Origin of the sequence: Flavobacterium sp. HJ-32-4 (assembly GCF_022532105.1) — a bacterium.
GTDB lineage: Bacteria > Bacteroidota > Bacteroidia > Flavobacteriales > Flavobacteriaceae > Flavobacterium.
This window is the reverse complement of sequence record NZ_CP092832.1, coordinates 1,278,591-1,290,685: the sequence shown is the minus strand read 5'-3', so window position 1 is coordinate 1,290,685 and position 12,095 is coordinate 1,278,591. Positions and strand designations below refer to the sequence as shown.

General features: G+C 52.4%; 7 protein-coding genes. 6 read left to right on the top strand and 1 reads right to left on the bottom strand.

The features are described from left to right. Positions 1-57: 57 nt before the first annotated feature. The 4 genes from gpmI to MKO97_RS05185 are packed head-to-tail and all read left to right on the top strand — an operon-like array spanning position 58 to position 6,784. Positions 58-1,575: a 2,3-bisphosphoglycerate-independent phosphoglycerate mutase gene (gene gpmI / locus MKO97_RS05200; protein WP_241105007.1), complete on the top strand. Its 1,518-nt coding sequence runs from the start codon at positions 58-60 to the stop codon at positions 1,573-1,575. A gap of 12 nt (positions 1,576-1,587) precedes the next feature. Continuing rightward, a complete protein-coding gene (locus MKO97_RS05195) occupies positions 1,588-5,139 on the top strand; it encodes a T9SS type B sorting domain-containing protein (RefSeq protein WP_241105006.1) in 3,552 nt (1,183 codons plus the stop codon). Between the two features lie 38 nt (positions 5,140-5,177). Further along, a complete protein-coding gene (gene map / locus MKO97_RS05190) occupies positions 5,178-5,996 on the top strand; it encodes a type I methionyl aminopeptidase (RefSeq protein WP_241105005.1) in 819 nt (272 codons plus the stop codon). Continuing rightward, on the top strand, positions 5,993-6,784 hold the full coding sequence (locus MKO97_RS05185) for a class I SAM-dependent methyltransferase (RefSeq protein ID WP_241105004.1): 792 nt from the start codon (positions 5,993-5,995) through the stop codon (positions 6,782-6,784). Before map ends, MKO97_RS05185 begins: the two co-directional genes overlap by 4 nt. A 523-nt stretch (positions 6,785-7,307) precedes the next feature. Here MKO97_RS05185 and MKO97_RS05180 read toward each other — a convergent pair. Continuing rightward, complete coding sequence (locus MKO97_RS05180) at positions 7,308-10,118, bottom strand: pitrilysin family protein (RefSeq protein WP_241105003.1); 2,811 nt, start codon at positions 10,116-10,118, stop codon at positions 7,308-7,310. Between the two features lie 136 nt (positions 10,119-10,254). Between MKO97_RS05180 and MKO97_RS05175 the strand changes: the two genes are divergently transcribed. Then, positions 10,255-11,499 carry a DUF5103 domain-containing protein gene (locus tag MKO97_RS05175; RefSeq protein ID WP_241105002.1) on the top strand — a complete coding sequence of 415 codons (1,245 nt, stop codon included), beginning with the start codon at positions 10,255-10,257 and terminating at the stop codon, positions 11,497-11,499. A 75-nt stretch (positions 11,500-11,574) separates the two neighbouring features. Continuing rightward, the gene (gene apaG, locus MKO97_RS05170; protein WP_241105001.1) at positions 11,575-11,961 is read left to right on the top strand and encodes a Co2+/Mg2+ efflux protein ApaG; all 387 of its coding nucleotides are present in this window, start codon (positions 11,575-11,577) and stop codon (positions 11,959-11,961) included. Positions 11,962-12,095: the final 134 nt, after the last annotated feature.

Here is a 12,095-nt window from a genome sequence, read left to right as displayed (position 1 = left end):
TATGACAATATTCCGCTCTGCGACGGGCAATCGCCTATCTTTGCGAAAATTGTCAAAATGTCCAAAAAAGTCATCCTGATGATACTCGACGGTTGGGGAAAATCGCCCGATCCGAAAGTATCCGCCATCGACAACGCACGCGTTCCGTTTATCAAAAGTTTATATACCCGTTATCCAAGTGCCGAACTCCGCACCGACGGCCTCAATGTAGGACTGCCGGAAGGGCAGATGGGAAATTCGGAAGTAGGACACATGAACCTTGGCGCGGGGCGTATCGTGTATCAGGATTTGGCCAAAATCAACCTCGCGGTACAACACCATACGTTGAAGGAAGAGCCCGTGCTCAAAGAAGCCTTCGCCTATGCAAAAGCCCATAACAAGCCGATTCATTTTCTGGGACTGCTGTCTGATGGCGGTGTGCACTCGCATACCTCGCATCTCATGGGCCTTCTGGACGCTGCCGAAGAAGCTGGGTTGGATAAACTGTTCGTACATGCCTTCACCGATGGTCGCGATGTCGACCCGAAATCAGGGGCCGGTTATGTACGCACGTTGGTGGACACCCTTTCGGGAAGACCGGCACAGCTCGCCTCGATTATCGGCCGTTATTACGCGATGGACCGCGACCGTCGTTGGGAACGGGTGCGACTCGCCTATGACCTTTTGGTTAATGGAAAAGGAACGCCGTCGCTGGATGCCGTCAAAAGCGTGGAGGAAAGCTACGCGGCTGGCGTAACGGATGAATTCATTCAACCTATTGTGATGACCGGAACGGATGGTCAACCACTGGCTACATTACAGCCCGACGATGTGGTGATATTCTTTAATTTCCGCACCGATCGCGGTCGTCAGCTGACGGAAGTATTGACCCAATGGGATTGCCATGAGCAAAACATGCACACCGTCCCGTTGTATTATGTGACGATGACGAACTACGATGAAAGTTTCCACGACATCAAAGTCATCTACAACAAAGACAACATCACCATGACATTGGGCGAAGTGCTCGAAAAACATGGAAAAAAACAAATACGGATCGCGGAAACCGAAAAATATCCGCACGTAACCTTCTTCTTCTCGGGAGGACGCGAGTTGCCGTTCGAAGGTGAATCGCGGATTCTGTGTCCGTCGCCCAAAGTGGCCACGTATGACCTCCAACCCGAAATGAGCGCCTACGAACTGGCAGAGGCCCTCGTTCCTGAACTCGAAAAGAAAGAAGTAGATTTCGTTTGCCTGAATTTTGCGAACGGCGACATGGTAGGCCACACCGGTGTGTGGGAGGCGGCGATCAAAGCCTGCGAAGCCGTAGACGCCTGTGTTGAAAAGGTCATCACGGCGGCACTTGCAAATGGCTATACCACTATCGTCATTGCGGATCATGGCAACTGTGATACCATGATCAATCCGGATGGCAGCCCGAACACGGCGCATACCACCAACCCGGTGCCGATTATCCTCGTAGATCCTGAGCGTACCTCTATCAAAAGCGGGGTGCTGGGTGACATTGCGCCGACCATTCTCGAACTCATGGGCATACCCCAACCGGATGTCATGACGCGGCAGTCACTGCTGTAAAAACGCCACGCGATGAAACGACTCCTGCCCCTTTTATTCTTCATAACCTCACTGGCATCGTTCGCACAGCAGGGCGCCCCTTCATGTGCCGAACTGGTGGCCAACTCGTCACAATACCAGGCCTGCGCTACCACCATCACCTTCGCGAGTTCTACGAACAACAGCAGTGGTGAGTCGTATATGCCCAGTTGCTTCGATACGAATCTCGCGGGACCCAGTTGGTTTTTTATCAAGATCGCCACATCGGGAAGTATTAATTTCCAGATCAAACAGGTAAACGGTGCGGGTACCCTTGCGGATGTCGACTTCAGCTTATGGGGTCCTTTTACGACCCTCACAAATGTTTGTTCGCAATTGACGCCCGGGCGGGAAGTTGACTGCAGCTACTCACCTAGTGGACTCGAGAACGTAACCCTCCCGAATGGCGTCGCGGGCGAATTGTATGTGTTGGTCATCGATAACTTCTCGCAGACGGCGGGCAATATTACCATCACTCAAACCGGCGGGGACGGCAGTTCTGATTGTAGTTTCCTTTCCGACGTTGACATACTGGACGACACGGGCAACGAAATCCTACAACTTGATTATTGCAAACCAACAACGCAGAACCTCGTTGCCACCGTTGACACCTCCGATTTTACGGGCAACCCTGCCGACCTTCGTTTCAACTATAAATGGTATAAAGACACGGTATTGGTCTATACCCTTACCGACGATACTTCACCGACCAATACCTATGTAGCCACTGATACCGGCATCTATCGGGTGGAGATGACCTCTTACGATGTGACCGACCCTCCCTTAGACCCGTCGACACTCACTGTCAGTGCGGATGAAATAACGTTGAATTTCTACGAAGCCCCCATCGTTACTGTAACGACTTCTTCGAATTGCCTTCAGGCCGCGCCACAGTTACAGGCGACGGTCAGCAATCCTGGGGCGGCGCCGGTAAGCTACCAATGGTTCCGGGGAACGACTTCGATCGTGGGCGCCACAACCGCTACCTATTCACCCACTCAGGCCGGAACCTATTTTGTTCAGGCTAGTAACCCCGGATGTACGGCGGTTAATTCAAACAGCCTCGTCATCTATCCTGTACCTACGGTCAACATTACCGGAACAACTACTATTTGCGAAGATGACACTTACACCCTAACCTCCGGGGTCACTAACACCGGAAGTGCCACCGTTACGTACCAGTGGAATAAAGGCGGCAACCCGATTCCGGGCGCGAACGGCGCGACCTTTACAGTTTCGTCGGCCAACCAAACGCCGGGTTCTTCTGAAGCCTATACCCTGACGCTGACCCTTGACGGGATCTGCTCGACCGTATCGAATGCGGTTACGGTAACGCTGAACCAAAAGCCCGTGCTCGCCAGCAGTCCGGTGGTATTGAAGCAATGCGATTATATCGCGCCGAACACCGACGGTGTAGCCATCTTCGATCTTACGCAGGCTGCAAACGCATTGACAAACAATATGGCGGGCATCACCCTTTCCTACTTCCTGGATGCCGGACTTACCCAACAGATCGCTAATTCGTCGTTTTTCACCAACACCACGCCGTTCAACCAGACCCTTTATGTCACGGGCCAGTTTCCCGGCCAGGTGCCGGTGTGTACATCCGACGTGGCGGTTTTACAGTTAGAAGTAGACCCGACGTCAGTCGCTGCCTATCCAAACCTGGCGCCGGTTTGCCCGGAACTGAACCAAGGGTTTGGCTTTTTCGACTTTGAGACCCAACGGGCCTTGATCAAAACGACCTACTTCCCGACGACGAACGTCAACATTGCCTTTTACGCCAATGCGACGGATGCCGCGGTGGAAACCGGTCCACTCGACAATACATCGCCTATTCCAACCGGTAATAACACCATTTACACCCGTATTGAAACGAATAACGATTGTGAAGGTATCGGGACGTTCTCGGCCAATGTCTACGTAGCGCCGGCTTTGACCAATGTTGCCGATTGGGAACTGTGTGAAAGCGAACCGGTGATCCTGTCGGCTAAAGATAGTGAAGCCCTGACCGGACAGGCTACTACGGTATCGGTCCGGTATTTTGCGTCGTTTGAAAACGCGCGGCTGAACATCGCGGCGTTCGATAAAAACGCGGATGCAAATTTCCCAATCGGCACCACGACGGTGTATGCGCGCCTTTCCGACAGCGCGACGGGTTGTTTTTCTATCATTGACTTTGATGTGAAAGTATACGATGAGCCGAACATAGCCGCTCCGACGCCCATGTCGAATTGCAGCGGCAGTGTAGGCACGTTCAACCTTGACTCACGTATTGCGCAGATTACAGGTGGCAACGCCAATTACAGCGTGCAATTCTTTGCCTCCCAGGCGGACTTTGATGCCGGTATCGCGATTACGGGTACCAATTCGTATCAATCCGGCAACCGCACGGTACTGATTTTGGTGACAGACCCGACGCAACACGGCTGTACGTCACAGACCACGCTGTCGCTTTCGGTTAGCGAACGTCCTGGTGCCTCTAGCAATCCCGACATCCTTCAACTGTGCGATGACAGCGGTTTCCATGCGTTTGACCTTACCGAACGCGAGCGTCAGATGGCGGGTACTACCCCTTTGGCCGAATTGGAATTTTTCTATTATGAATCGCCTGACAGTGCGGAGGCCAACGACCCTGACTGGATTGCAGATCCCACCCAGTACGTCAACCGTGACCCGCAATACCAGAAAATTTACGTCCGGATCAACAGCAAAACGAGCTTCGACAGCGAAACCGGATTACCTTGCTACCGGGTACTGGAACTGGAGCTGTTCGTGCGGCATTCCCCGCCGGATAATCTCCTGAAAACGCCTTATCACATCTGTGTCGACAAAGACGGTAACGTAGTGAGTCCCGCGCTCATCGAAACAGGTTTACCCGAAGGTTTCCAGTTTACGTGGTATGAAGGTCCAGACGCCGTGCCGGGTTCCGAACGGCCGACCAATCAGTCGTTCTTTGTAGCGACCGAACCGGGCACCTATTCGGTGCGGATCGTCGATTTCCGGTACACATCCTTGTGCGACATCGTGATCAATTTCACGGTACGCAATACCGAGGTGCCGTTTTCCATCAGTGGAAGTCCGGCCGATCTCATCGCTTTTGAAACCGATAATACGCTGACGGCGGTGGTCGATCCACCTTCTTCGGATTATGAATACCAGCTTGACAATGATGGTTGGCAGGACAGTAATGTGTTTGTCGATGTGAAGGAAGGGCTTTACCGCCTGACCGTCCGCAGCAAATACGGATGTGGTGAGGTCGCGACCGATGTAGTTGTCGCCGATTTCCCGCGGTTCTTTACGCCGAACGGCGATGGCTTCCACGACACCTGGAACATCGACGGACAGGAAGCGCTTGACGTTTCGGTCGTGTATGTCTTTGACCGCAATGGGAAGTTACTGCGTTCGATCTTCCGGGATGACACCGGTTGGGACGGCACCTATAACGGGCGACCGATGCCTGCCGATGACTATTGGTTTGTCGTACTTTATACAAAAGGCGGTATCACGAAAGAATTCCGAAGCCATTTCGCCCTCAAGCGATAATTCGGAAAATCGTACTTTTGCAGCCTGAATCCATTCGCATGATTATCCCAAAGACAGCCGAGGAAATCGAACTGATGCGCGAAAGTGCGCTGATCGTATCGAAAACGCTTGGCATGATTGCCCAGGAGATACGTCCGGGTATTACAACACTCGAACTTGATAAAATGGCGGAGGCCTTTATCCGCGACCAGGGCGCTGTGCCTGGTTTTCTCGGACTTTACGGCTGCCCGTCGACCTTGCTGACCAGCGTTAACGAGCAGGTCGTGCATGGCTTACCTACGCACCGCCCGATTGAGGAAGGCGACATCGTATCGGTCGACTGTGGTGCGTTGAAGAACGGCTACTACGGCGACCATGCCTACACCTTCGAAATTGGTGAAGTAGAGCCGGCGACGCGCAAACTGTTGCAGGTTACCAAAGAATCCCTTTATATCGGCATACGCGAATTCAGGGCCGGCAACCGGGTGGAAGACGTGGGTAACGCCATCCAGAAATATACCGAATCATTTGGCTATGGCGTTGTGCGCGAGCTGGTGGGCCATGGTATTGGGGAAAAGATGCACGAAGAACCGGAAATGCCGAACTACGGCAAACGCGGTCGCGGGAAGCTCTTTGTGGAAGGAATGGTCGTGGCCATCGAACCGATGATCAACATGGGCACCCGAAACATCCGGACGTTGAAAGACGGATGGACCATCGTGACGGCTGACAAGAAACCAAGCGCCCATTTCGAACACAACGTGGCATTGGTCAACGGGAAACCGGAGTTGCTTTCGACCTTCGCCTATGTATACAAAGCCCTGGGCATCGAATCGGATGAAGAGAACGAGTTCCGTCAAAAACCCCTGGTGATTTGAAAAAGATTTTCCGTTTCCTGCTGAATACGGTGCCACGGCCTTTGCTGATCCGGCTGAGCTATCTGGCGCGTCCGCTTTTGGCGGTATGGATGAAAGGCGACCGTTTCACCGACCCTATCGACGGGAAAAGCTATAAAAGTTTCCTGCCGTATGGCTACGGACACCAGCGCAGCAATGTACTGGCGCCCGGAACCCTGTCGCTGGAACGCCATCGCTTGTTGTGGTTATACCTTCAAAACGAAACTGACTTTTTCACGGCACGAAAGAAGGTACTGCACTTTGCGCCTGAGCAGGCTTTCTACAAACGTTTCCGCGGCATGTCGAATCTGGACTATACGACAACCGATTTATTGTCGCCCTTGGCGGACGTAAAGGCAGATATCTGCAACCTGCCGTTTGCTGATGACACCTACGACCTTATCCTTTGTAACCACGTGCTTGAGCACATCCCCGACGATACAAAAGCCATGCAGGAATTGTTCCGGGTGATGAAACCCGGCGGCATGGGCATTTTCCAGATACCACAGGATTTGTCGCGCGCCACGACCTTTGAAGACGATTCGATTACCGATCCGAAAGAACGCGCGCGCATTTTTGGCCAGTATGACCACGTGCGGGTGTATGGCCGTGATTACTTCGACAAATTGCGCAGCATCGGCTTCCGGGTGGTGGAAGAAGATTATACCACACGTATTGCACCCGAACTCGTCGAACGATACGGATTGGCGAAGGGTGAAGTGATACCGGTGGTGTTTAAGGGTTTAGAGTTCAGGGTTCATAGTTCATAGTTCAGGGTTCAGAGTACTGGTTCAGTGTTGAAAGTGGGGTCGGCCAGTGATGTAATCTGTGACTGCGACTGATCCCGCGTGAGGGATGGCAGCGGCAGCCGCGCAGCGCGAAGGCGGGTTTTGCCGGCAGGCGGGTGCGACCGGAGGAAGCGAACGGCGACGGTGCAAAACCAACTGAGGGCAAGTGGCTATAGCGGACAGCCCGACGGCGCCCTGCGGATGGTTGAAGGACCCCATACTGCCTACTGCTACTGCCCACTGCCTACTACGAAGGCGCCGGCACGCCCGAAAAACCCTACCTCCGTACATAAAACCAAAAACCTACAATGTTTTGGAAACCTTGCAGGTTAGAAGGACGGGCGAGGATACGACGTGCACTTGCTCCTTGCTCCTCCTTCGCAAACCTTGGAGGTTGTAAACACGACGGACCCACTGCCAACTGACTACTAACTACTAACTACTGCCAACTAAAAAAAAGCCCATCCGAAACGGACAGGCTTTTCTTGTAAAGGGCCATCAACAATCAGCTCTTCTCGGGCAGGAGCATTCCGATGATTTTCTCTTTCGTCAGGTATTTTTTGGCGACGGCCTGCAGGTCGGCCGCCGTAATCGAATTGATCTTCTTCTCGGTCTCGAGCACGTCGGCCGGTGACACGCCGTTGATATACGAACGCGTGAAGTTCGTCAGCCAGAAGCGGTTTTCTTTTGCGTTCTTCTTGTATTCCAGCAGTTCGGCTTCGCGGAATTTCACGAGGTCTTTTTCTTCCGGACCCTTGTCGATGATCTTCTGCAACTCGCGCAGGGCGGAAGCGGTCAGTTTCTCGGCATTTTCGGGTCCGCATGGGAATGAAATGTTGAAGTTATAGCTGCCATACGGCACTTTGTTCATGCCGCCGCGGGCGCTGATGCCGTATACGCCGCTTTCATTTTCGCGGAGTTCCTCGATCAGTTTGATGGTAAGTACCTCGCCGAGCGCCTGCAGAGCGAAGGCTTCCTTCGGAGAATAGGTGGTGTCACCATAGTACATGATGTTGACCGTACTCTTCGGATCCTGCCCTTTGTTGACCACCTTTTTGAGATCGCCGCGGATGAAGCGGTAGCCCGGGTCTTTCGGCTGTTCGTGCGTACCTTTTGACGGCAGCGACGCCAGGTATTGCGCGGCGAACGCTTCGATCGCTGCATCGTCGATGTTGCCTACGAAATAGAAATGGAAGTCACCGGCATCGGCGAAACGCTCTTTATACTTGCGATAGGCCAGTTCGTAATCGGTGGCATCCCAGGTTTTGTCAGTCGGAACGATACCGTTGAAACGCGGGTTTTGCGAGTTCAGGTAGGTATAGAATTCCTGTTGGAAGTACATGGTCGGCTCCGACATCATGTTCTTGTAGAACGCCGATTGCTTCTGGCGGTAGCCATCGAACGCCTCTTTGTCGAGGTTAAGATCGGTGAAGTAGGCATAGACCATCTGGAAGAGGTATTCAAGGTCTTTCGGTGTCGCGGAACCCCGGATGCCTTCGGTAGCCGCCGATACATAGGGTGACGCACCGGCAATCTTGCCCGACATGAACTTGTTGATGTCGTTTACTTTTAGTCCGGAGAAGCCCGCTTCGGTGAGCGCGCCCATGGCGAACTGGGTTTTCTTCATCTCGTCGTCGGTGAAGAAATTCGATCCTCCGAGGCTAATGCCTTCCATCATGACTTCATCGTTTTTGAAATCGGTCTTTTTGTAGGTCACTTTGGCACCATTAGACAGCGTGAGGGTGACGGCTCCGATTTTCTCGTCGGTTTCTTTTTTTACCACCGAGCCGGCTTTCACCGGATTGCGGAGAAGGCTTTGGGCGATGGCCACATCTTCATACGGCGTGACTTCGGCATCGTTGATGGCGAGTGCCGCCAGGACTTCCGCTTCGGTCACTTTCTTCAGTCCGTCTTTTTCCGGTCCGGTTATCACGATCACGCGGTTGTCGTCTTTCACATAGCCTTTGGCGGCAGCATTGACCTCTTCGAGCGTAACGCCCGGCAGCAACTGCTTGATGGCTTCGTAATTCCACTCGATACCCGGCGACGGCGTTTGCTCAAGGAAGTGCGACTGGTATTCGCTTACGAAGTTCGCCGATTCCGACTTGTTGCGGTCTTTGTAGGCACTTTCGTATTGGACCATAATCTCTGATTTTGCGCGGTCAAGCTCCGACTGGGTAAATCCGTATTTTTGGGCGCGGGCGTTTTCAAGGGCGAGTGTCTTGAGGGCCGGCAGCACCTTGTCTTCCTCTACCATCGCAAACGATTGGTAGGCTTCTTTGTCGCGGGCATAGGTGCCGCCGTGGTACGAAAATCCGTAGGTGAACGGCGGGGTCGGCGAATTCGTCAGCTCCTGTAGGCGGTTGTTGAGCATAGTAGCATAAAGGCCTTCGATAAAATCCTTACGGCCGTCGGCGATGGTCACCTGCGGCTTCTTGACATCGTAATCCTTATACATCAACTGGATCTGCGTGCCCGATGCTTCTTTGTCGCTTTCGATGCACACGAAGGTCTCCTTGTGGTTTGGAAGGCTGTAGACCTGCCGCGGCCGCTCCTTCTTCGGATTGGCGTAGGAAGCGAAGTGTTCTTTTACTTTCTTTTCCATCGCATCCACGTCGATATCGCCAACGACGATCACCGCCATCAGATCCGGGCGGTACCAGTCTTTGTGGAAATTGACGATTTTATCGTAGGTAAAATTCTGGAGAATCTCTTTTTTTCCGATGGGAAGACGCTCGGCATGCCGTGATTTGTAGAGCATTTTAGGAAGGTAACGGTCTTCCATCCGCTTGTCGGCGCCGAGTCCGAGGCGGTATTCTTCCAACACCACGCCCCGCTCCTTGTCGATCTCCTCCGGAGTGAGGTTGGCATTAAAAGCCCAGTCTTCGATGATCTGGAAACCTTTCTCCAGTTTCTGCGGATCGTCTGACGGGATGGGAAGGAAATAGACCGTTTCATCAAAGCTGGTATAGGCATTCAGGTGTTGCCCGAATTTCACCCCGATGCTTTGCAGGTAGTCGACCAGGGCGTTCTTCGGGAAGCGCTTGGTGCCGTTGAAATTCATGTGTTCCATGAAGTGGGCGAGTCCTTGCTGGTCGTCATTTTCCATCAACGACCCGGCGTTTACGACCAGGCGCAGGTCGACCTTGTTTTCCGGTTTGGTGTTACGGCGGATGTAGTAGGTAAGTCCGTTTTTGAGTTTCCCGGTGCGTACAGCCGGATCGAACGGGATTTTGGTGTCGGGCTTCAGTTCCTGTGCCCCGGCGCAAAGCGGCAAGGCCAACAGAAACAGCCACGTCTTGTGGAGTTGTTTCATGCTAAATGGTTTTGTTTATGGAAATGTAGCTATTAAAACTCCGGAACCGTCCTATTATTGCGTTTCTTTAACATTCGTCCACAGGTGGGATGGCGCGTCGTTATTTGTTATATTTACGAGCCTGAATCCTTCCCGAATGAAAATCGTCTGTACATTGTTGCTCGTTTTAGCCTTTGTGTGCCCGATGCACGCGCAGGAACATGAGGTAGCGCCGCCTTATAATATCAAAAGTGCCGCGTTCGTGCAAAACGGACAGACCGTCGTGCCTATATTTCCCCTGGGCGACAACTTCACCTTTGAGTTCGACGACCTTTTCGGCGATGAGGCGAATTATTATTTTCAGGTGGTGCACTGTGACTACGACTGGCAGCCGTCGCAGTTGAACAAGGCCGAATACATCACCGGATTGGATGACCAGCGCATCGTGCAGTACCTCAACTCCTTTAATACGCTGCAGTTGTATTCGCATTACACGCTTCCGTTTCCCAACAAATTCATGCGATTTCGGGTCAGCGGCAACTACATACTGAAGATTCTGAACGACGACCACGAAGTGGTTTTTTCGCGGAAGTTTATTCTCTATGAAAACCTGGTCTCGGTGCCCATGCAGGTGAAACGCGCGCGGCAGGTGCGCGATGTCAATTTTAAGCACAACCTTGAATTTTCGATTAAGTCGACGACCATCAACTTCCAGTCGCCCCTGCAGAACGTGAAAGTCATGCTTTTGCAGAACGGCCGCTTCGACAATGCCATTACCAACGTGAAACCCATGTTCACGATGGGCAACGACCTGATTTACCGCTACGACCGTGAAACCCAATTCTGGGCTGGGAATGAGTTCCTGTGGTTTGAGAACAAAGACGTCAGGGCGGCCACCAATTTCGTTGGGCGTATCGATGCCAATGAAACGTATAATGCCTACTTGTATACCCATGAAGCCGCCGGTGCCAAACCGTACACCTTTGCACCTGATAAAAATGGCTGGTTCCTGCCCATGCGTGTGAATTCGCAGGACCCGAATATAGAATCGGATTATGTCTGGACGTTCTTCACCCTTTCTGCACCCGCTTATTTCGGCAAGAGTGACGTATACATCACTGGCATGTTCAACAACTACGCCCTGACGCCGGAGTTCAAAATGGAGTACAACGAAAAGAAGGCGGTTTATGAAAAGGCGGTGCTGATCAAACAGGGGTTCACGAACTACCAGTACGTATTAGCCGACGCTACAGGTAAAATCGATTTTGAGAACGCGCTCGATGGGAACTTCTACCAAACCGAGAACGATTATTTTGCCATTGTATACTATCGGGAAAACGGACAGCGTTATGACCGCGTAGTGGGCAAAGGCGTCGCCTCGTCGGTTGACATTGTCAATTGACCAAAATTTAACGCTGCGGACCGGCTTTTCCCCGCTTTTTTTGTAACTTTGGGATGTTAATGCGCTTAGCCTAAGATGGTTTCACAAATAACGAGGGGGATCAAGATTTCAGTCAAGACCAGTTTTGAAGGCACCTACTTCAAGAACTACAAAATCCACTTTGCCTTCAGTTACGAGATTACCATCGAGAACCACGGCAAAGACTCGGTGCAGCTCATCACGCGCCACTGGGAGATCTTTGATTCGCTCAGTGAAACCGAAATCGTCGATGGCGAAGGCGTCATCGGCAAAAAGCCGGTTCTGAAACCCGGTGAGACCCACACCTACAGTTCCGGTTGCCTGCTGTCGTCGCCCTTTGGTGCCATGCGGGGTTATTTCAACATGGTCAATTTCACCAGCACCCGCAACTTCAAGGTAATCGTCCCGGCATTTAAGTTGAGTGCACCCTTTGCGATCAATTAAGCGACCCCTGTCCCCTAACTCCTAACTCCTTTTTTTGGCGTGCCCCTGCGGGTCGGGCTTTCGTCTTTAGCTTTTTGCCCGACTGTGTGTCAACGGTAAGTTTTTTCAAGATTCGTTTTCTTGACATCCCGGGG

Excerpts from the sequence above, each read along its gene's own strand:
- gpmI (WP_241105007.1), top strand. The coding sequence starts at position 58 with ATGTCCAAAAAAGTCATCCTGATGATACTCGACGGTTGGGGAAAATCG.
- MKO97_RS05195 (WP_241105006.1), top strand. The coding sequence starts at position 1,588 with ATGAAACGACTCCTGCCCCTTTTATTCTTCATAACCTCACTGGCATCG.
- map (WP_241105005.1), top strand. The coding sequence starts at position 5,178 with ATGATTATCCCAAAGACAGCCGAGGAAATCGAACTGATGCGCGAAAGT.
- MKO97_RS05180 (WP_241105003.1), bottom strand. The coding sequence starts at position 10,118 with ATGAAACAACTCCACAAGACGTGGCTGTTTCTGTTGGCCTTGCCGCTT.
- MKO97_RS05175 (WP_241105002.1), top strand. The coding sequence starts at position 10,255 with ATGAAAATCGTCTGTACATTGTTGCTCGTTTTAGCCTTTGTGTGCCCG.
- apaG (WP_241105001.1), top strand. The coding sequence starts at position 11,575 with ATGGTTTCACAAATAACGAGGGGGATCAAGATTTCAGTCAAGACCAGT.